General features: G+C 67.3%; 29 protein-coding genes. 13 read left to right on the forward strand and 16 right to left on the reverse strand.

What is annotated here, in order from left to right; translation table 11 throughout:
• Window positions 1-8: 8 nt before the first annotated feature.
• The 3 genes from gap to AC3WOB_RS06695 all read left to right on the forward strand — a co-directional run bounded on the left by gap (window position 9) and on the right by AC3WOB_RS06695 (window position 4,153).
• Window positions 9-1,019, forward strand: a complete 1,011-nt coding sequence (gene gap, locus AC3WOB_RS06685; protein ID WP_013395726.1) for a type I glyceraldehyde-3-phosphate dehydrogenase — start codon at window positions 9-11, stop codon at window positions 1,017-1,019.
• Between the two features lie 92 nt (window positions 1,020-1,111).
• The gene (locus AC3WOB_RS06690; protein ID WP_492274575.1) at window positions 1,112-2,308 is read left to right on the forward strand and encodes a phosphoglycerate kinase; all 1,197 of its coding nucleotides are present in this window, start codon (window positions 1,112-1,114) and stop codon (window positions 2,306-2,308) included.
• A 156-nt stretch (window positions 2,309-2,464) separates the two neighbouring features.
• Entirely contained in the window at window positions 2,465-4,153 is a 1,689-nt protein-coding gene (locus AC3WOB_RS06695) for a SulP family inorganic anion transporter (protein WP_492274576.1), read from the forward strand.
• Between the two features lie 54 nt (window positions 4,154-4,207).
• On the opposite strand, the gene fabI is transcribed toward AC3WOB_RS06695, so the two are convergent.
• From fabI to AC3WOB_RS06730, 7 genes are all read right to left on the reverse strand, one after another.
• Window positions 4,208-4,978 carry an enoyl-ACP reductase FabI gene (gene fabI / locus AC3WOB_RS06700; RefSeq protein ID WP_492274577.1) on the reverse strand — a complete coding sequence of 257 codons (771 nt, stop codon included), beginning with the start codon at window positions 4,976-4,978 and terminating at the stop codon, window positions 4,208-4,210.
• Entirely contained in the window at window positions 4,975-6,159 is a 1,185-nt protein-coding gene (locus tag AC3WOB_RS06705; protein ID WP_207465556.1) for an acetate/propionate family kinase, read from the reverse strand. The genes fabI and AC3WOB_RS06705 overlap by 4 nt, the downstream gene beginning before the upstream one ends.
• A gap of 31 nt (window positions 6,160-6,190) precedes the next feature.
• Window positions 6,191-7,135: a phosphate acetyltransferase gene (locus AC3WOB_RS06710; RefSeq protein WP_013395721.1), complete on the reverse strand. Its 945-nt coding sequence runs from the start codon at window positions 7,133-7,135 to the stop codon at window positions 6,191-6,193.
• On the reverse strand, window positions 7,132-9,510 hold the full coding sequence (locus AC3WOB_RS06715; RefSeq protein ID WP_492274578.1) for a DUF3141 domain-containing protein: 2,379 nt from the start codon (window positions 9,508-9,510) through the stop codon (window positions 7,132-7,134). Before AC3WOB_RS06715 ends, AC3WOB_RS06710 begins: the two co-directional genes overlap by 4 nt.
• A 181-nt stretch (window positions 9,511-9,691) precedes the next feature.
• Window positions 9,692-10,090, reverse strand: coding sequence for a VOC family protein (locus tag AC3WOB_RS06720; RefSeq protein WP_492274579.1), 399 nt, complete (start codon window positions 10,088-10,090; stop codon window positions 9,692-9,694).
• A gap of 17 nt (window positions 10,091-10,107) precedes the next feature.
• Window positions 10,108-10,743 carry a glutathione transferase gene (gene yfcF, locus AC3WOB_RS06725; RefSeq protein ID WP_492274580.1) on the reverse strand — a complete coding sequence of 212 codons (636 nt, stop codon included), beginning with the start codon at window positions 10,741-10,743 and terminating at the stop codon, window positions 10,108-10,110.
• Window positions 10,744-10,850: 107 nt separating this feature from the next.
• The gene (locus AC3WOB_RS06730) at window positions 10,851-11,180 is read right to left on the reverse strand and encodes a DHCW motif cupin fold protein (protein ID WP_013395717.1); all 330 of its coding nucleotides are present in this window, start codon (window positions 11,178-11,180) and stop codon (window positions 10,851-10,853) included.
• A gap of 182 nt (window positions 11,181-11,362) precedes the next feature.
• Between AC3WOB_RS06730 and AC3WOB_RS06735 the strand changes: the two genes are divergently transcribed.
• From AC3WOB_RS06735 to AC3WOB_RS06755, 5 genes are read left to right on the forward strand one after another with little or no spacing between them, the layout of a single operon-like run.
• Window positions 11,363-12,307 (forward strand): DnaJ C-terminal domain-containing protein, encoded by a 945-nt coding sequence (locus tag AC3WOB_RS06735; RefSeq protein ID WP_492274581.1) that lies wholly within the window; start codon window positions 11,363-11,365, stop codon window positions 12,305-12,307.
• A 2-nt stretch (window positions 12,308-12,309) separates the two neighbouring features.
• The gene (locus tag AC3WOB_RS06740) at window positions 12,310-12,627 is read left to right on the forward strand and encodes a chaperone modulator CbpM (protein ID WP_041656119.1); all 318 of its coding nucleotides are present in this window, start codon (window positions 12,310-12,312) and stop codon (window positions 12,625-12,627) included.
• A 56-nt stretch (window positions 12,628-12,683) separates the two neighbouring features.
• The gene (locus AC3WOB_RS06745) at window positions 12,684-13,397 is read left to right on the forward strand and encodes an AzlC family ABC transporter permease (RefSeq protein ID WP_041654252.1); all 714 of its coding nucleotides are present in this window, start codon (window positions 12,684-12,686) and stop codon (window positions 13,395-13,397) included.
• The gene (locus tag AC3WOB_RS06750; protein ID WP_013395713.1) at window positions 13,394-13,741 is read left to right on the forward strand and encodes an AzlD domain-containing protein; all 348 of its coding nucleotides are present in this window, start codon (window positions 13,394-13,396) and stop codon (window positions 13,739-13,741) included. Before AC3WOB_RS06745 ends, AC3WOB_RS06750 begins: the two co-directional genes overlap by 4 nt.
• Before the next feature lie 42 nt (window positions 13,742-13,783).
• Window positions 13,784-14,398, forward strand: a complete 615-nt coding sequence (locus AC3WOB_RS06755) for a glutathione S-transferase family protein (RefSeq protein ID WP_492274582.1) — start codon at window positions 13,784-13,786, stop codon at window positions 14,396-14,398.
• A gap of 16 nt (window positions 14,399-14,414) precedes the next feature.
• Here AC3WOB_RS06755 and AC3WOB_RS06760 read toward each other — a convergent pair whose 3' ends face one another.
• The 4 genes from AC3WOB_RS06760 to AC3WOB_RS06775 form a co-directional block, all read right to left on the reverse strand.
• The gene (locus AC3WOB_RS06760; RefSeq protein WP_492274583.1) at window positions 14,415-15,092 is read right to left on the reverse strand and encodes a DsbA family protein; all 678 of its coding nucleotides are present in this window, start codon (window positions 15,090-15,092) and stop codon (window positions 14,415-14,417) included.
• A 74-nt stretch (window positions 15,093-15,166) separates the two neighbouring features.
• Window positions 15,167-16,642, reverse strand: a complete 1,476-nt coding sequence (locus tag AC3WOB_RS06765; protein ID WP_013395710.1) for an inorganic phosphate transporter — start codon at window positions 16,640-16,642, stop codon at window positions 15,167-15,169.
• A 104-nt stretch (window positions 16,643-16,746) separates the two neighbouring features.
• Complete coding sequence (locus AC3WOB_RS06770; protein WP_006222760.1) at window positions 16,747-16,872, reverse strand: hypothetical protein; 126 nt, start codon at window positions 16,870-16,872, stop codon at window positions 16,747-16,749.
• Between the two features lie 13 nt (window positions 16,873-16,885).
• Window positions 16,886-18,010, reverse strand: a complete 1,125-nt coding sequence (locus AC3WOB_RS06775; RefSeq protein WP_492274584.1) for a D-alanyl-lipoteichoic acid biosynthesis protein DltD — start codon at window positions 18,008-18,010, stop codon at window positions 16,886-16,888.
• A gap of 281 nt (window positions 18,011-18,291) precedes the next feature.
• Here AC3WOB_RS06775 and mog point away from each other — a divergent pair, with 281 nt between their 5' ends.
• From mog to AC3WOB_RS06790, 3 genes are all read left to right on the forward strand, one after another.
• The gene (gene mog, locus AC3WOB_RS06780) at window positions 18,292-18,924 is read left to right on the forward strand and encodes a molybdopterin adenylyltransferase (RefSeq protein WP_013395707.1); all 633 of its coding nucleotides are present in this window, start codon (window positions 18,292-18,294) and stop codon (window positions 18,922-18,924) included.
• 61 nt (window positions 18,925-18,985) lie between these two features.
• Entirely contained in the window at window positions 18,986-19,324 is a 339-nt protein-coding gene (locus tag AC3WOB_RS06785) for a hypothetical protein (RefSeq protein WP_013395706.1), read from the forward strand.
• Window positions 19,325-19,329: 5 nt separating this feature from the next.
• Entirely contained in the window at window positions 19,330-20,196 is an 867-nt protein-coding gene (locus AC3WOB_RS06790; protein ID WP_013395705.1) for a peptidoglycan DD-metalloendopeptidase family protein, read from the forward strand.
• 45 nt (window positions 20,197-20,241) lie between these two features.
• Here the strand turns inward: AC3WOB_RS06790 and AC3WOB_RS06795 are convergent, their stop codons facing one another.
• From AC3WOB_RS06795 to AC3WOB_RS06815, 5 genes are all read right to left on the reverse strand, one after another.
• Window positions 20,242-20,529, reverse strand: coding sequence for a hypothetical protein (locus AC3WOB_RS06795; protein ID WP_013395704.1), 288 nt, complete (start codon window positions 20,527-20,529; stop codon window positions 20,242-20,244).
• A gap of 154 nt (window positions 20,530-20,683) precedes the next feature.
• Window positions 20,684-20,947, reverse strand: a complete 264-nt coding sequence (gene infA / locus AC3WOB_RS06800; RefSeq protein WP_013395703.1) for a translation initiation factor IF-1 — start codon at window positions 20,945-20,947, stop codon at window positions 20,684-20,686.
• Between the two features lie 491 nt (window positions 20,948-21,438).
• Complete coding sequence (locus AC3WOB_RS06805; protein ID WP_013395702.1) at window positions 21,439-21,987, reverse strand: SRPBCC family protein; 549 nt, start codon at window positions 21,985-21,987, stop codon at window positions 21,439-21,441.
• Window positions 21,980-22,345, reverse strand: coding sequence for an ArsR/SmtB family transcription factor (locus AC3WOB_RS06810; protein WP_013395701.1), 366 nt, complete (start codon window positions 22,343-22,345; stop codon window positions 21,980-21,982). The genes AC3WOB_RS06805 and AC3WOB_RS06810 overlap by 8 nt, the downstream gene beginning before the upstream one ends.
• A gap of 53 nt (window positions 22,346-22,398) precedes the next feature.
• Window positions 22,399-22,830, reverse strand: a complete 432-nt coding sequence (locus tag AC3WOB_RS06815) for a GFA family protein (RefSeq protein WP_013395700.1) — start codon at window positions 22,828-22,830, stop codon at window positions 22,399-22,401.
• A 197-nt stretch (window positions 22,831-23,027) separates the two neighbouring features.
• Between AC3WOB_RS06815 and phnC the strand changes: the two genes are divergently transcribed.
• Entirely contained in the window at window positions 23,028-23,864 is an 837-nt protein-coding gene (gene phnC / locus AC3WOB_RS06820; RefSeq protein ID WP_492274585.1) for a phosphonate ABC transporter ATP-binding protein, read from the forward strand.
• A 33-nt stretch (window positions 23,865-23,897) separates the two neighbouring features.
• Complete coding sequence (gene phnD, locus AC3WOB_RS06825; RefSeq protein WP_013395698.1) at window positions 23,898-24,878, forward strand: phosphonate ABC transporter substrate-binding protein; 981 nt, start codon at window positions 23,898-23,900, stop codon at window positions 24,876-24,878.
• Window positions 24,879-24,928 lie beyond the last annotated feature (50 nt).

Genomic DNA, 24,928 nt, shown 5'->3' on the forward strand with positions numbered 1-24,928 from the left:
GCTCAGTCATGACTATTCGCGTCGCCATCAACGGTTACGGTCGCATCGGCCGCAACATCCTGCGTGCCCACTACGAAGGTGGCAAGAAGCACGATATCGAAATCGTCGCCATCAATGACCTGGGCGATCCCAAGACCAACGCCCACCTGACGCGCTACGACACCGCCCACGGCAAGTTCCCGGGCACCGTCGAAGTCGACGGCGACTTCATGGTCGTCAACGGCGACAAGATCCGCGTGCTGGCCAACCGCAACCCGGCCGAGCTGCCCTGGGGCGAGCTGAAGGTCGACGTGGTGCTGGAATGCACGGGCTTCTTCACGACCAAGGAAAAGGCCGGCGCGCACATCAAGGGCGGCGCCAAGAAAGTCATCATCTCGGCCCCCGGCGGCAAGGACGTCGACGCCACCATCGTGTACGGCGTCAACCACGGCGTGCTGAAGGCTACCGACACCGTCATCTCCAACGCTTCGTGCACCACCAACTGCCTGGCCCCGCTGGTCAAGCCGCTGAACGACAAGCTGGGCCTGGAAAACGGCCTGATGACCACCGTCCACGCCTACACCAACGACCAGGTCCTGACCGACGTCTACCACGAAGACCTGCGCCGCGCGCGTTCGGCCACCATGAGCATGATCCCCACGAAGACCGGCGCCGCCGCCGCCGTGGGCCTGGTGCTGCCGGAACTGAACGGCAAGCTGGACGGTTACGCTATCCGCGTCCCGACCATCAACGTGTCGCTGGTCGACCTGTCGTTCGTGGCCAGCCGCGACACGACCGCCGAAGAAGTGAACGGCATCCTGAAGGCCGCCTCCGAAGGCGAGCTCAAGGGCATCCTGGACTACAACACCGAGCCCCTGGTTTCGGTGGACTACAACCACAACCCGGCCTCCAGCACCGTTGACGCGTCGCTGACCAAGGTTTCGGGCCGTCTGGTCAAGGTCTCGTCCTGGTACGACAACGAGTGGGGCTTCTCGAACCGCATGCTCGACACCACCGTCGCGCTGATGTCGGCCAAGTAAGCAACACGGCTAGATAGAGGGGACGGATTTGTTTTCCGCGCTTGCGGAAAATGGGTTCGTCCCCTTTGTACGCCCATCGTAGGAATCCAAATATGTCCAAGGTCAACACTCTGTCCGCGCTGGCCAAGTCCGGCGCCCTGTCCGGCAAGCGCGTGTTCATCCGCGCCGATCTGAACGTGCCGTTCGACGACGCCGGCCGCATCAGCGAAGACACCCGCATCCGCGCCTCGGTGCCCGGCATCCGCATGGCGTTGGACGCCGGCGCCGCCGTCATGGTCACCTCCCACCTGGGCCGTCCCAAGGAAGGCGTGCTGACCGACGCCGATTCGCTGGCCAAGGTCGGCCAGCGCCTGTCCGAACTGCTGGGCATGCCCGTGCAGCTGGTGCGCGACTGGGTCGACGGCGTCCAGGTCGATCACGGCCAGGTCGTGCTGCTGGAAAACTGCCGCGTCAACGTTGGCGAAAAGAAGGACGACGAGACGCTGTCCAAGAAGATGGCGGCGCTGTGCGACGTCTACGTCAATGACGCGTTCGGCACCGCTCACCGCGCCGAAGCCACCACCCACGGCATCGCGCGCTTTGCGCCCGTGGCCTGCGCCGGTCCGCTGCTGGCCGCCGAACTGGACGCCCTGGGCCGCGCGCTGCACGAGCCCAAGCGCCCGCTGGTCGCCATCGTGGGCGGCTCCAAGGTGTCGACCAAGCTGTCGATCCTGCAATCGCTGGCCGACAAGGTCGACCAATTGGTGGTGGGCGGCGGCATCGCCAACACCTTCATGCTGGCCGCCGGCCTGTCCATCGGCAAGTCGCTGGCCGAACCCGACCAGGTCGACCAGGCGCGCGCCGTGATCGACATCATGAAGCAGCGCGGCGCGGCCGTGCCGATTCCGGTGGACGTGGTGTGCGCCAAGGCATTCGGCGCCGACGCCGAAGCCACCGTCAAGGCGGCTGAAGACGTGGCCGACGACGACATGATCCTGGACATCGGCCCCAAGACCGCGGCGCAACTGGCCGAGATCCTGAAGCAAGCCGGCACCATCGTCTGGAACGGCCCCGTGGGCGTGTTCGAGTTCGACCAGTTCGCCAACGGCACCGAAGTGGTGGCGCGTGCGATCGCCGAATCGGCAGGCTTCTCGATCGCCGGTGGCGGCGACACGCTGGCCGCCATCGCCAAGTACGGCATCGGCGAGCAGGTCGGCTACATCTCGACCGGCGGCGGCGCTTTCCTGGAATTCCTGGAAGGCAAGACCCTGCCCGCCGTGGCCGTGCTGGAAGCCCGCTACGCCAAGTAAAGCGGTTTGCCCTGCAAAGCCGAAGCCGCCCCGATGGGGCGGCTTTTTCATGCAGGCTATTTGATGGCGGCTGCCCCGGTTTGGCCGGCTTGGTGTAGCCTTGGCGCAAACAGCCGCTCCGAGCGCGCTTCCTTCCCGATTTTCCCTCGCAGCATCATGAACTTACGTTTCATTCCCGGCCTCAACAACTTCCGCGGCATCACCCGGGAATCGGCGCGGCGCGACGTCACCGCCGGGCTGAGCGTGGCGGCGGTGGCGCTGCCGGTGGGTCTGGCCTACGCGGCCATGATGGGCGTGCCGCCCGTGGCCGGCCTGTGGGCGGCCATCGCCGGGATGCTGGGTTACGCCTTGTTCGGTTCGTCGCGCACCTTGATCGTCGGGCCGGATACGGCCACCTGCACCCTGATCGCCGCCACCCTGACCGGGATGGCGCTGACCTCGCCGGAAGACCGGCTGGTGGCCGCCACCGGCATCGCCTTGACGGTGGGCGTGGGCTGCCTGATCGCGCGCGCGCTGCGGCTGGGCGTGCTGGCCAACCTGCTGTCGCGGCCGGTGCTGATCGGCTACATGGCGGGGGTGGCGATTACGCTGGCCCTGTCGCAGCTGAGCGGCCTGACGGGGGTGGGCCTGCGCAACAGCGGCCTGGTGCATCCCTTCCTGGAGTTGTCGCGGCGCCTGCCCGAAATCCAGATCCCGACGTTGATCCTGGGCCTGACCTCCTGCGCGCTGCTGGTGGCGGTGAAGCGATGGCGGCCGACCTGGCCTGGGCCCATTCTGCTGGTGGTGCTGGCCTGCCTGCTGTCGTGGCTGTTCAATTTCCCCGGGCTGGGCATCGCCGTGGTGGGCGAGGTGCCCGCCGGTTTGCCGGCGCTGAGCCTGCCGGTGCGGCTGGAGGGCCTGGACGGCATCCTGCTGGGCGCGGCGGGGGTCTTGGTGGTCAGCTTTTCCAGCGGCATCGTGACGGCGCGCAGCTTCGCCGCACGCACGGGCGAACACGTGGATCCCAACCGCGAGCTGGTGGGCTTTGGCGCGGCCAATATGGCGGCGGGCCTGTTCCAGGGATTCGTGGTGACCGGCGCGGATTCGCGCACGGCGGTGGGACTGGTGGCCGGCGGTTCCTCGCCGCTGGTCAGCGTCACCGCGGCGGCGGCGCTGGCGGTGGTGGTGGGCCTGTTGAGCGGACCGCTGTACTGGCTGCCGCAGGCCGTGCTGTCGGCCATTCTGCTGCTGGCCGCCATCAGCCTGTTCGACGGCCACGCCTTCATGCGCCTGGCCCGCATCTCGCGCATCGAGTTGGCGTTCGGCATTCTGGCCGCGGTGGGCGTGGTGGGCTTTGGCGTGCTGCAAGGCGTGGCGGTGTCGGTGGGCGCCACGCTGCTGTATGCGATGTACGTGTCCGGCAATCCGCGCGATGCCTTGCTGGGCCGGCTTCCGGGGGAAACGGTGCTGGGCAAGCTGCACCTGAATCCCGAGGCGCGGCCGGTGCCGGGCGCGGTGATCTGGCTGTTCGAATCCTCGGTGTGGTTCTTCAACGCCGATGCCTTCCGCCGGCGCGCGCGCGAGATCATCGAGCAGGCGGGCGACGTGCGTTGGTTCGTACTGGACGCCGAGGCCATGACCCAGGCCGACGCCGATGCGGTCGAGGCGCTGTACGAGCTCAAGCGCACCTTGGATGAGCGCGGCATCACGCTGCTGGTGGCAGGCGGACACGGCCAGTTCCGCACTGCGCTGGAACGTTCCGGCCTGGTCAAGAAGATCGGCCGCGAAAAGATTTTTGGTAGCCCCGAACAGGCGGTGGAAGCGATCGAACGCTGGCGCCAGGCGCCGCCCGCGGCGCTGGGGTAGGGAGCTTCGGCTCGGCGCCCCCGGCTAGGCGCCCCCTGCTAGGCGCCCCCCCGGCTAGTCGATGATGTGATAGCCGCCGTCGATGTATATCGTCTGCCCGGTCATGCGGCGGGCGGCGTCGGTGGCGAGCCAGGCGGTGGCTTCGCCCACGTCGTCGATGGACACCAGGCTGCGTGTGGGGGCCTTGGCCTGGGCCCGGTCCAGCAGCGCGTCGAACTCGGCGATGCCCGAAGCGGCGCGCGTCTTCAACGGCCCCGGCGATATCGCGTGCACGCGTATGCCCTGCGGACCCAGTTCCGCCGCCAGATAGCGGGTGGCGGATTCCAGCGCGGCCTTCACCGGCCCCATCATGTTGTAGTGCTCGACCACCATCTGCGAACCGTAATAGCTCATGCAGAACAGCGCGCCGCCCTTGCGCATCAGCGGCTCGGCCAGCTTGGCCATGCGGATGAAGGACCAGCAGGACAGGTCCATGGCCTGCAGGAAGCCCTCGCGCGAGCAGTCGGTCACGCGGCCGTGCAGATCGTCGCGCGGCGCGAAGGCGATGGAGTGCAGCACGAAATCCAGCTGGCCCCATTCGGCAGCGACGCTGTCGAAGACAGCCTCGAGTTGGCCTGCGCGCGTCAGGTCCAGCGGCAGCAGCGGCGCGTCCACCTGGCGGGCCAGCGGCTCCACATGGCGCAGGGCCTTGTCGTTCAGGTAGGTCACGGCCAACTCCGCGCCCAGGGCGCGGAAGGCCTTGGCGCAGCCCCAGGCGATCGAGTCCGCGTTGGCGATGCCTGTCACCAGGCCGCGCTTGCCGGCCAGCGGCAGTGCCGCGCTCATCGCTGCTTCACCAGCGCCAGCGTGTGCTGGGCGATGATCAGTTCTTCGTTGGTGCGCACCACGTAGACGCCGATGCGGCTGTCGTCGCTGGAGATGCGCGGCCCGTGGCGGGCGTTGCGTTCCGGGTCCAGCTTGATGCCCAGCCAGCCCCAGTGCTCGCTGATGGCCTGGCGGATCTCGGCGGAGTTCTCGCCCACGCCCGCCGTGAAGACGATGCCGTCCACGCCGTTCATGGCGCAGGCCAGGCCTATCATGCCCTCGGCCACGCGCCAGGCGAAGTATTGCAGCGCCAGCTTGGCCGAGGGGGCGTCGCTGGCCAGCAGTTCGCGCATGTCGTTGCTGATGCCGGAGAGGCCCTTCATGCCGCAATCGTGATAGAGCAGGTGCTCGATCTCGTCGTGGTTCATGCCGCGTTCCATCATCCACAGCACCACGCCGGGATCCAGGCGGCCGGGGCGGGTGCCCATGGGCAGGCCTTCCAGCGCGGTGAAGCCCATGGTGCTGTCCACGCTCTTGCCGTGGTGCATGGCGCAGGCGGAAACGCCCGAGCCCAGATGGGCCACGATGATCTTGCCGCCGGCGATGTCCGGCAGCGCCTTCCGCAGGCGCTGCGCGATGTACTCGTAGGACAGACCATGGAAGCCGTAGCGGCGCACGCCTTCCTGGTACAGCCGTTCCGGCAGGGCGTAGCGGTCGGCCACGTCGGAATGGCTGCGGTGGAACGCGGTGTCGAAGCAGGCGACTTGCGGGATCCAGGGGCGGCGCTCGCGGATCACGCGGATGGGCGCCAGGTTGTTCGGCTGGTGCAGCGGCGCCAGCGGCGTGAAGGTGTCGAGCTTGGCCAGGATGGCGTCGTCGATCAGTACCGGCTCGGACAGGTCGGGTCCGCCGTGCACCACGCGGTGGCCCACGGCCAGCGGCGCGCCGCCGAGGTGGCCGCTGAGCCAGGTGCCGACCACTTCCTGGCCGTTGGGCACGTCGGGCGCGTGGCTGGGCGCGATCTCGCGTTCGACCAGGGTCTGGCCGGCTGCGTCGCGCACTTTCAGCTTGGGGTGCGAGGTGCCTATGCCTTCGAGCTGGCCGCCCAGGCGCGGGGCCAGCTCCTGCGCGCCGTCGATGTCGTACAGGTAGAACTTGATGCTGGAACTGCCGGCGTTGATGACGAGGATGGTATCGGTCATGGCGCTGTGATTCCGGGTTGCGTGTGGTGCTTCAGGCTAGCGGACGGGCTTGTTGCTGGGCCAGGTGGTGTGCGTAGATCGCGGCCACCGCGCAGGACGCGAGACGCGAGCGCGGGCTGTCGGCGCGGCTGGTCAGGATGATGGGCACGCGCGCGCCCAGCACGATGCCGGCCGCTTCGGCGTTGGCCAGGAAGGTCAGGTTCTTGGCCAGCATGTTGCCGGCTTCCAGATCAGGCACGACCAGCACCTGGGCCACGCCGGCCACCGGCGAGCGGATGCCCTTGATGCGGGCGGCGTCGGGGCTGATGGCGTTGTCCAGCGCCAACGGGCCGTCCAGCAGGCCGCCCGCGATCTGGCCGCGGTCGGCCATCTTGCACAGCGCGGCGGCTTCGATGGTGCTGGGGATGCTGGGGTTGACCTGCTCGACCGCCGACAGGATGGCCACGCGCGGCTCGCCCAAGCCCAAGCCGTGGTGCAGGTCGATCACGTTGCGGATGATGTCGGCCTTGGTTTCCAGGTCCGGGAAGATATTGATGGCGGCGTCGGTGATGAAGAGCGGTTCCGCGTAGGTCGGCACTTCCATGATGAAGACGTGGCTGATGCGCCGGCTGCTGCGCAGCCCGGTGCTGCGCGCCACCACTTCATGCATGAGTTCGTCCGTGTGCAGGCTGCCTTTCATCAGCAGTTCGGCTTCGCCGCTGCGCACCAGCGCGACCGCGCATTCAGCGGCCGCGTGGCTGTGCGGCGCGTCGACGATGCGGGCATCGCCCAGGTTCAGCTTGTGCTCGGCGGCGGTGGCGCGGATCTTCTGCTCGGGACCCACCAGGATGGGCTTGAGCAGGCCCAGGTCGCGCGCTTCCAGCGCAGCCGACAGCGAGGGTTCGTCGCAAGGATGGGCGATGGCGCAATGCGCCGGCGCCAGCGTCTGCGCGCGCGCGATGAGCCTGTCGTAATGGGACGTAGGGGGCAGCGTCATGCGGATTTGGCCTTGGCGGATTTGCGCGCGGGACGCGCAGCGGGTTTGGCGGTGGCGCCGCGCTTGGCGCGTACCGGGACGGCAGGCTGGGCCGCGGCCGAGGGGGCTTCGTGCCTGGCCGCCGCCGCGCGCACCGATTTGCGCGTCACGGCCGGCGTCTTTTTGGGCGCGGGTTGCAGCGCCTCGTCGCGCTTCTGCGCGCGACGCTCGGCGTACTCGAAGAGGCGTTCCATCTCGTCCAGGCTGATGCGGGCGGCCTCGCTCAGGGGCTCGGCGGCTTCCAGCACATGCTTCATGGTGTCCAGCGTCTCGCGGATCGCGGGGGCGGGCGCATTCTCCAGCAGCTGCGGTATGGCCTGGATCGAGCCGGCCGCGTCCAAGGTCATCAGCAAGGCCTGGTCGCGGATGATGTCCTTGAATTCCTGCAGCGACAGGGCGGTGTCGGATTCGGCGCGCATCTTGCGGATCAGCGCATAGCTGCGTTCGTCCAGGCCGCCTTCGGCGCCCGATACGTACAGCAGCATCCGGATCGCGGCGACGCGCAGGCCGCCTTCCAGCATCAGCGAGCGCAGCTCGGCGGCGCGCTCTTCCATGAAGCGGCGGTGCTCGGGCGATACGCCAGGGTGCTTGCGCGGCGGGCCGGAGCGCGCGCCCAGGCCGGCCAGGTCCTGCACCAGGGGCGAGCCGTACACGCCCATGAAAGTGCGCTCGTCGGCGGAATCGCGCAGTTCCTGCCAGATGTTCAGGCTGGTCTCGATCAGGTTCGAGAACATTTCCTGGGCCATCAGGAAGGGGTTGGCGGGCGAAACCGGCTGGCGATGTTCACGCACCTGCTCGGCGACCTGCGCGATGGGCGCGATGGCCGGATTGCGGTCGGAGATCAGTTCATAGGGCAGGCGCAGCGGATGCAGGCGCTGCGACCATTCCGCCGACTGCGGCGTGACCAGGGCGCGCAGCCAGGGCTGCACGAAGCTGCGGTACATGCCCAGGTTGATGTCGGAAATGCGGGCGACGGCGGCGAAGCGGCGGTCGTCCTCTTCGTTGCGCTCGACGATGGCGCGCACGTCGTCCAGGCTGCGCTGCTCGAACGACAGCACGTAGTTGCCGAAAGCCAGGTCGGCGTTGGGCGTGTCGGGCGTCTTGTCGGCGATTTCCGCCTGATAGATGCCCGGCGGCAGCACGTCGATCATGTCGATGTTGGACGTGAACTCCTGGTGCTCCTTGCGCGCCACGCTGCCGGACACGAAGATGCCCAGATGGCCGATGCTTTCATGCACGGCATAGACGATGGTCTGGCCATGCGCCAGCACTTCGGATTCGTCCTGGTACAGGTCGGGGATCCAGCCCAGCGCCTGCGGCGGGGGCGTGATGTTGTCGCCCTTGGAGCAGAACACCACGATGGGCGAGCGGATGTTGCGCAGGTCGATGCGGATGCCGTCCGAGGTCACCAGGCCGGCGGTGGCCAGGCGGTTGCCCACGAACAGGTTGTCGACGATGTACTGGATTTCCGGGCCGTTCAGGAAGACATGGCCGCCCCACCATTTCTCGAAGCTCAGGTAGCGCTTGGCCTCGGTGTCGACATTGGCGTACAGGTTGTACTGCTTGGACCACAGGGTGTTGGCCGGATTCAGGTTCTCGAAGTTCTGCACCAGCCAGGCGCCGTCGAATTTTCCGTCGCCCAGGTCGCTGGTCATGGCGGTGAGCCAGCTGCCGCCCAACAGGCCGCCGGCGTAGCGCATGGGGTTCATGCCGCGCCAGCCGGCCCAGTACGACAGGGGGGCGCCTGCCACGATGATGGGGCCGAACAGTTCGGGGCGGACTGCGGCAGTCATCATGATCTGCCAGCCCGCCTGGCAGTTGGCCACCACCACCGGCTTGCCTTCGGCGTTGGGGTGCAGCGCGATGATTTCCTCGAGGAAGCGGGCCTCGGCCATCATCACGTCCTCGACGGTCTGGGTCGGCATGGGCTGCGGCAGGAAGGTAGCGAAGTAGCAGGGGTGGCCGGCGCGCAGCGCCACGCCGATCTCGCTCTCGGGCTTGAAGCCGCCGATGCCGGGGCCGTGTCCGGCGCGCGGGTCGACCACCAGGAAGGGCCGCTTGATGGGATCGGTTTCCACGCCTTCCGGCGGCTTGATGCGCAGCAGGCCGTAGTTGACGGGCCGCGGCAGACAGCGGCCGTCCATCACCAATTCGGATTCCATGCTCAGCACATTCGGGGCGCGCTTGGCCATGTGCTCGTGGTACTGGTTGCCGCGCTGGCGCATCACATCGGCGTAAAGCACGCCGCGCTGCCAGGCGTCCACTGCGTATTCGTAGGCGGCCGTCCAGGGGTTGAAGGGCGGGGCGGGTACGCGATCGTTGCCGGATCCGGCCATAGCGATCTCCTGTAGGTTGCTTGCGGCGGCAAACCGCCGCGCCGATTCCGAGTGGAACCGGCCGAGTTGACCTCTCCATTACACCGCAACTGATGTTGCGGTGCAACATCAAGGGTCTTGACGCAGGTCAAATGGGACTGATCTCCCCGTCCCCTTTAGGGCCGGGCAGCCGGGCGACGGTTCAAACCGGGTCGTGGCAGACTGCTTCGATGCGGTTGCCCGAAGGGTCCAGCAGGAAAGCGGCGTAGTAGTGGGGGTGGTAATGCTCGCGCAGGCCCGGCGCGCCGTCGTCGCGCCCCTCATGGGCCAGGCCGGCGGCGTGGAATGCGTCGACCGCGGCGCGGCTGGGCGCCTTGAAGCACCAGTGGCGGCGCGCGGCCGGGGCAGCGGCGGCGTCGTCGGCGAATACGGACAGGTAGCTGTGCTGGCTGTGGCCGGCCTGGCAGCGTTCACCGTAGCCGAGCGCGTCGGGGCGGTCATAGACCTTGTCCGCGCCCAGCGCCTGCATGATGGCGTCGTAGAAGGGCCGGGCGGTGTCCAGGCGGGAAACGGCGATGGAGACGTGATCCAGCAGTTGCATCGCGGCTCCCGCTCGGGTCAGGCGCGCGCGGCGGCGTTGTGCTCCAGCCATTTCTGGACGGAGGGGCGCTGCCACTGGGCCTCGGCATAGGCGCGCAGGGCGTCGGGCAGGTCGTCCTGGAACAGACGCTTGAGCATGACCGCGAGATCCGTATCCGCGATGCTCCATTCATCGAACACCGAAGTCTGGCCCGTGCCCAGCAGATGGGTGCCCACGTGGATGAGCTTGGCCGCGGCGGCGTGCGCGGCATCCGATAGCGGCAGACCGGCGGCGCCGTAGAACACGGTTTCGGTCGGCCGTTCCTGGCGCAGCGCGCCCAGGTCGCTGCGCAGCCAGGCCTGCAACTGACGGGCGCGGGCGCGCTGGCGCAGGTCGCGCGGATAGAGCGCGGCGTGCGCCGGTGCGGGGAAGGCGTCTTCCAGGTATTCGGTGATGGCGCTGGACTCGGTCAGGCAGAAGTCCGCGTGGGTCAATGCCGGCACCCGGGAGGTCAGCGCGCGGCTTTGATAAGGCTGCATGCGTTGTTCACCCGCTTCCAGGTCGATGGGGCGCACCTCGAACGGCAGCTGTTTTTCAGTCAGCGCCACATAGGCCGACATGGCGTAGGGGCTGAGGAACAGGGAATCGACGAATAGCGTAAGCGGGGCGCCCAAAATCTAGTCTCCAGTCGGACGGCAAATGGCATGCGCCGCGGCGGCAGGCCGCGGCTACTTCACTTCAAAGCGTAACGCATCTGCGGCAGGCCTGTCGCGCCGGGGCCTCAGTCGACGATGAAGAGCTTGGCGCCCACGGCGGTGGACGAGCGGTGCGGCTCGGCCTGGTCCGCGACCTGGTAGCTCATGCCGGGCGTCAGCACGAACTGCCGTCCGTCTTCCAGTTCGGTGTGCAGTTCGCCTTCCAGGCAGAACAGGATGTGGCCCTTGCTGCACCAGTGGTCGGCCAGGTAGCCCGGCGTGTATTCGACCATGCGCACGCGCAGGTCGCCGAACTGCCGGGTGCGCCAATAGGCCATGCCGGTGTCGCCGGCGTGTTCGGTGCGTTCCACCTCGGACCAGTCGGTGGTGCCGAAGGGGATGTTGCTCATCTTCATTGTGAATCCTGCGTTGTGGTCCGGGCGGAATCGCCCCGTTGAAAGAACAGATACTACGCCAGGCCGGGAACAGGCTTGGCCTGGCGCATTGAAAAATCGCTCCATAACCCCTATCTTCTTGATATCCCAGGCCGGATCCGGCGCAACCGGAGGCGGCCGCAACGCTTTGCCAAGGGCTGCAAATGGAGTTCAAGGACTACTACAGCATTCTAGGCGTGGAGCGGGAGGCCTCCGAAGACGACATCCGGCGCGCCTACCGCAAGCTCGCTCGCAAATACCATCCCGACGTCAGCAAGGAAAGCGACGCCGAGACGCGCATGCGCGACGTCAACGAAGCCTACGACGTGCTGCGCGACAAGGAAAAGCGCCTGGCCTACGACAATCTGGCCGCCGGCGTATCGCCCGAGGGCAGCTTCCAGCCGCCGCCCGGCTGGGACGAAGGCTTCGAATTCCACCGCGGCGCGGCGCCCGGCGACGAGGCGCAGTTCAGCGAGTTCTTCTCCTCGCTGTTCGGCGGCCGCAGCCGGCGCGGCGGGACGCAGCAGCAACAGGAGTTCCGCGCGCGCGGCGAGGACCACCACGCCGCGATCGAGGTGGACCTCGAAGATGCGCTCAAGGGCGCCACGCGCGACATCAGCCTGCGTTCCATGCAGATGGACGAGCAGGGCCGCCCCCATATGCAGACCCGCACGCTCAGCGTGCGCATCCCCCCCGGCGTGCGCGAAGGCCAGTACATCCGGCTGGCCGGGCAGGGCATGCCGGGCTACGGCGGCGGCGAGAACGGCGACCTTTATCTGGAAGTCCGTTTCAAGCCGCATCCGCGCTACCGCGCCGACGGCCGCGATCTCTACATGACGCTGCCGGTGGCGCCCTGGGAAGCCGCATTGGGCGCCAGCGTGCATGCGCCCACGCCGGGCGGCACGGTCGAAGTCTCGATCCCCGCAGGGTCAGCCAACGGCCGCAAGCTGCGCCTGCGCGGCCGCGGCATTCCAGGCGATCCTCCGGGAGATCTTTACCTGGTGCTGGACCTGGTCTTGCCGCCCGCTGACAGCGAGGCGGCCAAGGAGGCCTACCGCAAGCTGCAGCAGGACCTGCCCTTCAATCCGCGGCGCCACCTGGGGGTATGACCATGAAAAAAATAGTCGTCACCAGCGCCACGGTCGTGGGCAAGTCCCGGCCGCTGTCCGCCGACGATCTGGCCCGCGCCTGCGGCGAGGAAGTCGAATGGGTCGTGCGCCTGGTCGAGGTCGGCATCGTCACCGCCAGCGGCCAGGGGCCTGCGGAATGGCGCTTCTACAGCGCAGACTTGCAGCGCGCGCTGGACGCCCGCCGCCTGTTGCGGGACTATGGCGCGGGCCTGGACGCGGCGGCGCTGATCCTGGACCTGAGCCAGGAAGTCCGCCGCCTGAAGGCGCAACTGCGCGCGCTGGGCCTGGAAGACAAGTAACGGCGGTGCGCGGATGGGTAAACTAGCTGGTTGTGGAACGACACCAGCGAAAACCCTTGCAGACACCTCCTGCCCCCGCGCCCGCTCTTGCGGGCAGCGCCCGCATCGATGGCCTGAAATCCTGCCTGCCCGTCATGATCGGCTACTTCCCGGTGGCCGTGACCTTCGGCATCGCCGGCGTGGCGGCGGGCTTGTCGCCGCTGCAAGTGGTGCTGATTTCCGTGCTGGTCTACGCCGGCGCCAGCCAATTCCTGCTGCTCGCTTCCATCAAGGCCGGCACCCCGTGGCTATGGGTGGTGGCGCTGTGCTCGCTGCTCAACGCCCGCCATCTGTTGTACGGTCCGCTGCTGTCGCGTTTCCTGCCCGCGGCGCTGAATCAGCGCCTGAAGGTTGCGTTCCTGCTCACCGATGAGGTCTTCGCCACCGCCTTCAACCGCTTGCAGGCCGTGGAGCCCGCGGGCCGCCAGCGCTGGATGATCGCGCTGGGTCTGGGCGCCTGGCTGACCTGGATCGCCGGGACCGCCGTCGGCGTGTACGCGGGAGACGGACTGGAGCGCCACTACCCCATGCTGTCCCAGGTGATGCGCTTTGCGCTGCCCGCACTGTTCATGGCCCTGGTGTGCCAGAGCGCAAAGCGGGGCATGGGCCTGCCCATCATCGCGGCGGTGGCCGGCGCCGGCGCCGTGGCCGCGCTGGGCCATACCAGCCTCGCCATCCTGGCCGGCGCGGTCATCGGCTGCGCCGCCTATCGCCTGCGGAGGTCCGCATGAACACCGACGGACTGGGTTTCTGGGGCGCGGTGATCGCCATGGCGGCCATCACCTACCTGACGCGCGCCTTGCCTTTCATGCTGTCCGAGCGCAGCCGGCTGCTGCGCCACCTGTCGCGCGAAGGTTCGGCGCTGGCCGCCTTGGGGCCGTCGCTGCTGGCCGGGATCGCGGCGGCGGTGATCGTGCCCGACCTGCTGGCCGCTGGCGACCAGGCGGCGAATATCGGCCCCTACGTCGGCGGCCTGGTCGTGACCGCCGTGGCTGCGCGCCTGGTCAGCAATGCCGGCGTCGCGGTGCTGCTGGGCATGGCGGGATACGGGGTGTTGCTGGCCTTGGCGGCGTAACGCCCGCGGAGCAAAATGGTTGGACTTCCACGGAGGCCGACCATGCTTACGCTTTATCATGCGCCGCGCTCGCGGTCGTTCCGGATACTTTGGCTGCTCGAAGAACTGGGCGTGCCCTACGACACCGAAATGGTGTCCATCCGCGGCAGCGACGGCGCGGGCCATATGCCCTCGGACTACATCGACATCCATCCGCACCGCAAGGTGCCGGCCTTGGTGCATGACGGCGTGCCGGTCTTCGAAACGCCGGCCATTGCCCTTTATCTGACCGATCTGTTCCCGCAAGCCGGCCTGGGGCCGGTCGTGGGCGACGCGCTGCGCGGTCCCTACCTGACCTGGCTGGCGTATTCCACCGGCGTGTTCGAGCCTGCCATGGCCGAACGCGCCTTCAAGACGCCGCACCCGGGCAGCGCGCTGGGCTGGGGGTCGGCCGACGAGGTCGAGCAGGTTTTGACCCGGGTCTTGCAGGCGCGGGCGTTTTTCTTGGGCGAAAAGTTCTCGGCGGTGGACATCGTGCTGGGCGGCACCCTGCAGTACATGATGCAAGTAAAAGTCGTGCCTGAGACGCCTGTGTTCACCGCCTATGCGGAACGGCTGGGTGATCGCCCGGCCATGCACCGGGCCTTGCAGCGCGACGGGGACATCGAGGAAGCCTGAGGCGCCGCCGCAGGCTTTAACCGCGCCCGATGCGCGCGCGCAGGTCCGCCTGCCATTCCTCGGGACGGCCCAGGTAGCGGCTGGGCTCCAGCATTTCGTAGATGCCAGCGCGTTCCAGCGCCAGGGTGGGAAAGCCGCTGCCGCCGACCTGCGCCAGCAGCCTGCGGCTGGCGGCGATGTGCGCGGCGGTTTCGGCCCCCTGGGCGGTGGCATAGGCGGCCCGGAAGGCTTCCGGGTCCAGGCCGATGTCGGCCGCCAGCGACTCCAGCACCGCCGGATCGGCGATGCGCAGGCCCTGCACGTAGTGGGCGCGCTGGATGCGCTTGAGCATGTCCAGTCCGCGCCCGGCCAGCGTCTGCGCGGCCAGGATGGCGGTGGTGGGCGGCTCCGAATCGAACACCGCGCCCTCATCGCGCAACAGGCCGTCGTAGTAGTCGTCGCCGAAGGGCTGGCCGGTCAGGCCGGCGATGCGTTCGTCATGCGGCATGACATAGCGGCGCAGCCTGTCCGTGACCGGCTGGCGGTTGCCGCCCGTCATCATGCCGCCCCCGTGCAGCGCGATGTCCAGGCCGGGCACGGCGCAAGCCGCTTCCACCAGCGGCGCGGCGCCGTAGCACCAGCCGCAGAGCGGGTCGAAAATGTAATGCAGGATGGGATTTGAGGTAGCCATGGCGTCATGGTAGACGCGGGCCATGCCGGGCGGAAGCCTGGCGGGGTAGCCAGAGTGTTGCATCGGCCGTGCAGATTGCCTGCACGGCCGTAAGACCATCAGCCGGCGATCTGCACGCCAATCCAGAACAGGCCGGCGGCCAGCAGCATCGAGGCGGGCAGGGTCAGCACCCAGGCCATCAGGATGTTGCGCACGGTGCTGCCTTGCAGGCCGCTCTTGTTGGCGATCATCGTTCCGGCCACGCCCGAGGACAGCACGTGGGTGGTGGACACCGGCAGGCTGAAGACGTTGGCGATGCCGATGGCGCCCATGGCGGTCACCTGTGCGGACATGCCCTGTGCATAGGTCATGCCCTGCTTGCCGATCTTTTCGCCCACCGTCAGCACCACGCGGCGCCAGCCGACCATGGTGCCCGCGCCCAGCGCCAGTGCGACCGCCACGATCACCCAGAAGGGGGCGTATTCGGTGGTGGCCGTCAGATCGGCGCGCAGGCGTTGCAGGTCGGCGCGTTCGCGCGCGGGCAGGCCTTCGATGCGCGCGACCTTCTTGGCCGTGTCGTCCAGGCAGAGCAGGTAGCGGCGCACGGAGATGCGCTTTTCGGCCGACAGGTCGGCGTAATTCGACACGCCGTGCAGATCGGTCTGCAGCGCGGCGATGGTCGGCATGGTCAGCTCGGGATCGCAGCGGAAGTTGCGCGGCAGCTCGGTGGTCGCGTCCACGCGCTTGAGCGCCAGGTAGTCGCCCAGCATGGCTTCGTTGCGCTGGTAGAACACGTTCAGGTGGTTGGCGGCGTCGCGGGTGCGTTCGATCTGGTAGGTGGTGCTGTTGGTGTCCAGCACGAAATTGGCGGGGACGATGCCGATCAGCACCAGCATGATCAGGCCGATCCCTTTCTGGCCGTCGTTGGAGCCGTGCACGAAGCTCACGCCCATGGCGGACAGCACCAGCACCAGGCGGTTCCAGAAGGGCGGATGCTTTTTGTTGTCGAGGGCGCGGCGCTGTTCCGGCGTCTTGTGCATCTTCGACAGCGGCAGCCAGCGCTTGAGCGCCAGCAGCAGGCCGCCCGCCACCAGGAAGCCGGCCACCGGCGACACCACCAGGGATAGGCCGATGTCGATGGCCTTGCCCCAGTTGACTCCGTCCGCCAGCGGCAGGTCGGTGATCAGCGCATTGGCCAGGCCCACGCCCAGGATCGAGCCGATCAGCGTGTGCGAGCTGGACGCCGGGATGCCGAAGTACCAGGTGCCCAGGTTCCAGGCGATGGCCGCGGCCAGCATGGCGAACACCATGGCCAGCCCGCGGCCCGTGTCCACATTGATCAGCAGTTCCACCGGCAGCAGGTGCACGATGGCATAGGCCACGCCCACGCCGCCCAGCAGCACGCCGAGGAAGTTGAAGATGCCGGAAAGCACCACCGCCAGATGCGGCGGCATGGCCTTGGTGTAGATGACCGTGGCCACGGCGTTCGCCGTGTCATGGAATCCGTTGATGAATTCGAAGGCCAGGACGAATGTCAGGGCCAGCGCAAGGCTGAGGCCAACCCAGAGGTCTAGGCCGTGGAAGAGGTCGAACATGGAGGCGGGGGAGGTTCCGGCGAGAGGAGCCGATTATTGCAGATTTGTGACCTGTCACTGGTTGCTTGCGGCTACCAAGTACGGGCAGCGGACCCCGCCCAGGGTCAGAATTTCGAATACTGGAACTCGATTTCCATCGGTTTGCCCAGATTTGCCGAGGTATCCGCCTGGATCAGCATCACCGCCAGGACGCCCAGGTAGAGCAGGCACAGCCACAGGGTGCGTTTCATTGCCGGCCCTCCTTCATGGGTAGAAAACTTCCGCGATCTTCTGGTTCACGCGCAGCCAGCCCAGCTCTCCCAGGTGCTGCACGTCACGCAGCGTCCCCACTTCGAAGGGCGCGCTGTACATGTCCATGCAGCGCATGGCGTAGCGCTGGCATAGCACCGCGACTTCCCGCTGCACCGGGCCGAAGCGGTCCAGGTCCTTGAATACCAGGGGGTGCAGCGGCTGCATGACAAAGAGGGCATTGACGCCGCGCTGGCGCAGCAAAGCCATCAGGGCGTCCAGTTCGCGCAGTTCGTCGCGGCCGGTCAGCGGCTGCGGCTGATAGGCGGTCTTGCCGCCCGCGGGAATGCTGCGCAGGTATTTATTGAAGAACTCGTCGCGCACGGCGTAGCGGTTGCCGCCCATCAGGGCTTGTTCGGCGCCCTGCGCCTGGGCCGCCAGCGCTTCCCAATCCACCACCCGGGCGGCCGTGGGCGGCCCCTCGCGTTCGCGCTCGGGGACGGGCGCCGCATGGGCGGGCGCCCACAGTTCGACCAGGCGCTGGCGGAAGACGTAAGCCTGCTCGGCCGCCATCGACCAGGCGACGCCCGCATCGCCCTTGGCCTGCAGCCAGCGGACCAGCTCCGCCCGTCCCTCGGGCTGCCGCAGCAGGCGGGGCAGCAGCGGATTGGCGTGCTCCTTGAATTCGTCCGGCCCCAGCCCGCCCTCGCCGTCGAACCAGCCCGGCGACAGCATCACGACCACGCGCGATGCCGGCGACAAGTCCTCGGCCATGGCCGCCAGCACCAGCTGCATGCCCAGCGACTGGAAGCCCGAATGGCCGTAGGCCAGCACCGGCATCTGCAATTCGTCGGCCAGGTAGCGGTAGGGCACGAAACGCAGGTCGTTGCTGGTCAACTCGGACGAACCCAGGATCACCAGCCGGTCGCCCGTGCGCAAGGCCTGGCTCATGCGGGACAGGTTGCGCGTCTGTTCCTGCAGCGTATTGCCCAGGTTGGGAATATAGATGCCCGGCGCGGCGGCCGGCACCGGCTCCGTCTTCAGCGCCAGGGCGTGCAGGGCGCCCCACCCGGCGGCAGCCGCCGCGGCCAGGGCCAGCGCCGCTGCCAGCGCATGCTGCCGTAGTGTGCGTTTGAACATGGGGAACCAATGCCGCGCGGGGCTCTCTCTATAGGGGTAAGTTTGTTAGCGGATGTTATCGAGCGGGCATGACCGGAACAAGCGCGGGAAAGCGGGGCCAAAGCCGATTCGCCTTTTTGCCACAGGGTCCGGCGCTGGCGCGCTGCCTGCCGCCGCGATTCCCGCAGGGAAAGAATGCGATAGCATCGCTGTGGCGGGGTTCTTCTGGATTTCCATGATTGACCTCGTCCCGTCGCCGCAACCGCGCCGCCCGCATGCCCCTTACCCAGATCGTGCAGCCCATGACCACCACTACCCGTATCGCCCGCAAGCACCCCGACGAACTGATCGTGGGCCTGGTGTCCGTTTCCGACCGCGCCTCCAGCGGCACGTACCAGGACCTGGGACTGCCCGCGCTGCGCGAATGGCTGGGCGGTGCCCTGGCCTCGCCCTGGCAGGCGGTGGACCGGCTGATCCCCGACGAGCCCGCGCGCATCTCGGAGACGCTGATCGAGCTGGTGGACGGCTGCGGCTGCGACCTGGTCCTGACCACTGGCGGCACCGGTCCGGCGCGCCGCGACGTCACGCCGGAGGCGACGCTTGCCGTCGCCACCAAGGAAATGCCCGGCTTCGGCGAGCAGATGCGCCAGATCAGCCTGCGCTTCGTGCCCACGGCCATCCTGTCGCGCCAGGTGGCGGTCATCCGGGAAACGCCCGCCCATGCCGCCTTGATCGTGAACCTGCCCGGCCAGCCGAAATCCATCCGTGAAACGCTGGAAGGGCTGAAGGGCGAGGACGGCGCCGTGCTGGTGCCGGGCATCTTCGCCGCCATCCCCTATTGCATCGATCTCATCGGCGGCCCGTACGCCGAGACCCGGCCGGAAGTCATTACAGCCTTTCGTCCCAAATCGGCCCGCCGCGCGCCGCAGGCTTGATCCGGCGCTGCGTTATATTGGCCGCCCCTTTCACCTCCCGCCGCTCGAGAGTCCCATCGCCATGAAGGTCCGCACCGTTTTGTCCCTTACTGTCCTGGCAGCCTTGTCGGCCTGCGCCAACGTCAAAGACGTGCGCGACCGCGATCCGGTCTTCTACGGCTCCACCCAGCGCACGCCCGAGGACTACACGGCCTGCGTGGCGGAATCGTGGAAGAACCTGGGCATCAATTTCCAGCAGAAGGCGGTGCGCAACGGCTTTGAACTGATCCAGGAAGACAGCCTGGGGGTCGAGGCCGTGCTGACGACCATACACTGGAAGGGCAAGACCGACGTGCGCCTGTCCACGCGCATCGCGCGCCGCGACCAGAGCATCATCGAGCCCGCCAACCTGTGCCTGTGAACGCCATGCATCATCGTCGCGACGTCCTGCGGCTGGGCTTGGCCGCGGCCGCTCTCTGCCTGGGCCTGCCGGCCCGCGCACAGCAGGCCGGCTTCATCAGCCGCAAGCTCAACGTTCCCGTGCCGGGCGGCGTCGCTGTCCTCGGCCTGGGCAACGCCGAGCGCGCGCCCGAAGTCACTTTCCTGGGGCGGCGCGTGCTGGTGGTGCGCGAAGAGGGCAAGCAGTGGATCGCCGTGGTCGGCATCCCGCTCAGCGTGAAGCCGGGCGAACAGCAGGCGGAGGTCAAGGACGCGCAAGGCAAGCGCGCGCTGCCGTTCAAGGTAGGCGCCAAGGAATACAAGGCCCAGCACATCACGCTGAAGAATCCGCGCCAGGTCAATCCGGATCCGGACGACATGAAGCGCATCGAACGCGAACAGGCCGAGCAGGCCGCAGCCAACCGCGCCTATCGCGCCGGCGTCACGCCCAGCAACCTGCTGCTGGACCGTCCGGTGAACGGCGGCCGCCTGTCCAGCCCGTTCGGCCTGCGGCGCTTCTTCAATGGCGAGGAACGCAATCCGCATTCGGGCCTGGATTTTGCCGTACCCTCGGGCACGCCGATCAAGGCGCCGGCCGCAGGTGTGGTGGTGCTGGTGGGGGATTACTTCTTCAATGGCAAGACGGTGTTCCTGGACCATGGCCAGGGCTTCGTCAGCATGTTCTGCCACATGTCGGCCATCGACGTGAAAGTCGGCGACGAGGTGCCGCGCGGCGGACTGGTGGGGAAGGTGGGGGCGACCGGCCGCGCGACCGGTCCGCATCTGCACTGGAACGTCAGCCTGAACGACGCGCGCGTCGATCCGGCCATCTTCATCGGGGCATTCAAACCCTGATCCCGCTGGGGGCGGGGGGCGCCGCAGGGGCCGCTCCGCGCGCCTTCAGGCCGTGGCGGCCTGCTGCGCGATCAGGTGCAGCACGTGCTGGTGCACGCGTTCCGCATAGTCCATCTGCTGCCGCACGTGGAGCTGCTCGGCTTCCTGGTCGTCCAGACAGTTGTCGTACTTGGTCTTGGCGTCGGCGTAAGTCAGGCCGGTATTGCGCAGGCTGTTGATGAAGGCCTCGCGCGACTGGTGCAGCAGGCGCAGGCCTTCCTCGCCCTTGACGAATTTTCTTCGCGCAAGGGTAAGCTGGTCAGCGGCGGCTTGCAGATCTTGTGTCAGGTCCATCTTGCTTCATGCTCTTCCTGCCGGCGTTGCGCCTGGCAGAGGGCGCCATTCTTTCATGAACGGGCGCTCCACGCATTACGGCATTTCGCGGTCCAGGTTTAGGGCTGGCGCGAAAGGAAGGGAGCCGGCGCGGGGCCGGCCCTGTGGTCCTGGCTTAGCGGCGGAACTGCTGGGGACGCTGCGGGGCGGGACCGCGCTCGTCCTTGTGGCGGAAGTTGATGCGGCCCTTGGTCAGGTCATACGGCGACATTTCCAGGGTGACGCGGTCGCCCGCCAGGATGCGGATGCGGTGCTTGCGGATGCGGCCGGAGGCGTAGGCGCCGACTTCGATGCCGTTGTCCAGCTTCACGCGGTAGCGGCTATCGGGCAGCACTTCGTCAACGATGCCGTCCAGTTCGATGAGTTCTTCTTTAGCCATTCTTTTCTCCTATCAAAACGCGCAGCCATGCCGGCGGCAAGGCACGCCGCGCAAGGCGGCAAGCGCGTCGGACCCGGACTAGCGGATCCAGCGGTTTGAACGTAAAACGTCCGGGCAAGCGCGGGTAGGGGCCACGGCATCCGAAGCGGATGTCTGAAATGACGGATACTCGCGCCGCGAGGGTAATGTGTGCGCGGTGCGCGGCTTGGTCGCGGCGGCGCGTTTTGCGCAAATCGCCGGAAGAAGCGGGATGGATCTGTTGCTGCCGGGCCCCGCGACCGTTGGGTTGGCGGTGCGCCCGGCGGGGGCGGGGTTGTTCCGGCAAAGCCGGGCACGTCCTGGGTTGGCCCGGAGCAATGCCCGCAGGGGGTACAGGTTGGCACGCAGAGTGACCGAAGCCCGGTTTTTGCGGAAAAATCACGGACTTATGTTACTGCAAAGCGCAGTGATTAGCCAGTATTTATCTGTCACTGCGCCGTGATAGTTGTTGCTCAACGACTCTGGCCGGACGGGATCCGCTCCCGATATTCTTCTTCCACCCGGCCGAGAACGGACCAGAACGGGCCTGGAGCGCGGCCGGCCAGCCGGGCTTCGAGCACGCCCAGATGCACATGCCAGCCGCCGGCCACGTCCACCATGCCATCGCGCGAGGACAGCTTGCGGTGCGTCAGCACCAGGCGTGTCTCCTGGCCTTGGGGCGACAGCTCGAACGTGACTTCGGACGGATGGCCGGGGGAGCCGCCCCACGTGAACGCCAACAACCGCGGCGGTTCGCAGCGCGTGATGATGCCTTGCGTGGTGACGCCGCCTTCATACGGTTTGTAGGCCTCGGGCACGGGCTCGGCCACCGAGGACAGGTCGGCATGCATGAAGCGCAGCGTGACGCCGCCGCCCTCGCGCAGTTCCATGTCCCCGGACGCCAGCCAGAGGCCCCGCTTTTCCGATTCAGTGAGAAAGGCCCAGACCTCGTCGACGCTGGCGGGCAGGAGCCGCGTGAAGCGGATGGAGGTGGGGTCCAGGACGACGCCGTGATCACTCATGTTGTTCTCCAGAAGATGCGGCCGGGGGGCGGCTGGCGATGAGCGCGGCTTCCAGCGCGCCCAGCTTGCCCGACCAGAATTGTTCATAGAAGCGCAGCCACTGCATGGCCTCGGCCATGGGTTCCGGATTGAGGCTGCATACATGCGTGCGGCCGCGGATGGAGCGCCGGACCAGGCCGGCGCGTTCCAGGGCCTGCACATGCTTGGAGGCGCCCGCGAAACTCATGCTGTGGGGCGCCGCCAGCTCGCCTATGGTCTGCTCGCCCTGGGCCAGGCTGCGCAGCATGTCGCGGCGCGTGGGATCGGCCAGCGCGCGAAAGACGGCATCGAGGACGGGGGAGGGATTTGATTCAACCATAAGGTTGAATATAGCCCACCCTCCCGAAGAAATTCAACTTCTCGGTTGAATTTTTATGTAACCGCTTGCGGATGGTCTTCTTCCATCGCGCCATACGCGTCGGGGTATTGCGGCAGATCGTCGCTGATGTCGAACCAGGGCGCCTTGCTGGCCACATGACAATGGGCGGCCGGCTTGATGCCCGGGTCATCGTCCAGCGGACCCAGCGGCAAGCCGTAGACGTCCGGGGTCTGATCGAAACGGGTCAGCAAGGGCGTGCCGCAGGCTTCGCAGAAGCCGCGGTAGCTGCCAGGGGACGAGCAATACCACGTGACGTGGTTTTCGCCCCGCGTCCAGGCGAAGTCCTTGGCCTGGACCGTGGCCCGGCTGCGGAACGCGGCGCCATGCGCTTTGCGGCAGATCGTGCAATGGCAGTTGAGGGCGTCGGTAAGCGGGCCGCTGATCTCGTAGGCGACTCGGCTGCACAGGCAGGAACCTTTGATCATGATGAACGCCAGGCTGGTGAGGGAATATTTCCAATATACCTGGGCGCGCCGGGCTGGAAGCGGCCATTTATGACGAACGTCTTTCAGATCATTGCGGTGTCCCTATTTTCCGCCAAATGAATCGATTCCCAGGTCATCGTGCTGTCATGCCGCGAAAACAGAATGCGGCCATGAACACATTCCATGGGGATTCAACGATGACTTACGCCATCGAAGTACTAGGGCTCAGCAAGAGCTTCCACGCCGGCGCCAAGGCGCTGGACGGCGTGAACCTGCAAGTGGCCGACGGCGAGATGGTTGCCTTGCTGGGCGCCTCGGGTTCGGGCAAGTCGACCTTGCTGCGTCACCTGTCGGGCTTCGTGGCGGGCGATGCGGGCAGCGTGGCCGTCAACGGCCGCATGATCCAGCGCGACGGCCGCCTGAGCCGCGACGTGCGCTCCGCGCGCGCCGGCATCGGTTTCGTGTTCCAGCAATTCAATCTGGTGGGCCGCCTGCCGGTCATCACCAATGTGCTGACCGGCCTGCTGCCGCGCGTGCCGCTGTGGCGCAGCCTGACGCGCTGGTTCCTGCGCGGCGAAGTGCGCCAAGGCCTCGAAGCGCTTGCCCAGGTTGGTATAGACGACTACGCATTTCAACGCGCTTCGACGTTGTCCGGCGGCCAGCAACAGCGCGCGGCCATCGCCCGCACCCTGGTGCAGAACGCCCGCGTGATCCTGGCCGACGAGCCCATCGCCTCGCTCGACCCGGAATCCTCGCGCCGCGTGATGGACACGCTGGCCCAGATCAACCGCAGCCGCAAGGTGGCGGTGGTGGTGTCGCTGCACCAGGTGGATGTGGCCTTGCGCTACTGCCCGCGGGTGGTCGCGCTGCGCCACGGCAAGGTGGTCTATGACGGTCCTTCCGCGGACCTGACGCCGTCCATGCTCAGCGACCTGTACGGCTCCGAACTGAGCGAGCTGCTTCCCGAATACGCGCCGCAAGCGCCGGCCATGCCCGGCATGGCGCCGCTGCCCCGATTGGCGCAAGCCGCCTGATTCTTCCCGACCCGTTTATCCCCGGAGCCTTCCATGCTACGCAGAACCTTTGTCACCCTGATCGCCGCCGCGGCCCTGTCCACCCAGGTCCACGCCGAAGACGCCAAGACCCTGAACTTCGGCATCATCTCGACGGAATCTTCCACCAACCTGAAGTCGGTCTGGCAGCCGGTCATCGACGACCTGAGCCGCGCCATCGGCGTGCCGGTCAAGCCCTTCTTCGCGTCCGACTACGCCGGCATCATCGAAGGCATGCGCTTCAACAAGGTGCAGATGGGCTGGTTCGGCAACAAGTCCGCGATCGAAGCGGTGGACCGCGCCAAGGGCGAAGTGTTCGCCTCCGTCATCGACAAGGACGGCAATCCCGGCTACTGGTCGCTGCTGATCGTCAACAAGGACAGCAACCTGAAGACGCTGGACGACGTGCTCAAGCGCGGCGGCACGTTGAGCTACGGCGCGGGCGATCCCAACTCGACCTCGGGCACGGCCGTGCCGGGCTATTACCTGTGGGCCGCCAACAAGATCGAGCCCAAGACCTTCTTCAAGACGGTGCGCGCCAGCAACCACGAAACCAATCTGCTGTCGGTCATCAACAAGCAGGTGGACGTGGCCGTCAACAACACCGAGGCGCTGGAGCGTTATCGCCTGAACACCGGCAAGGACGCCAACGACAGCGTGCGCGTGCTGTGGAAGTCGCCGCTGATCCCGGCGGATCCGTTGGTCATGCGCAGCGACCTGCCCGCCGACCTGAAGGCCCGCATCCGCGACTTCTTCGTCAACTACGGCAAGGGCAAGGACGCCGAGCGCGAACTGGCCAACCTGAAGGCGCTGACCTACCAGGGCTTCCGTCCCTCCGACAACCAGCAATTGGTGCCGATCCGCCAGATCGAACTGGCGCGCGAGAAGGCCAAGGTCGAAGCCGACGCCACGCTGGGCCAGGCCGAAAAGCAGAAGCAGCTGGCCGAACTGGACAGCAAGCTGGCCAGCCTGGGCCAGCCCGCCGCCAAGCAATAAGTCTCTTACCGGCCAGGGGGGGGGGGGGGGGGGGGGGGGGGGGGGGGACG

It is taken from the genome of Achromobacter sp. FW305-C-30-7 (genome assembly GCF_058783105.1).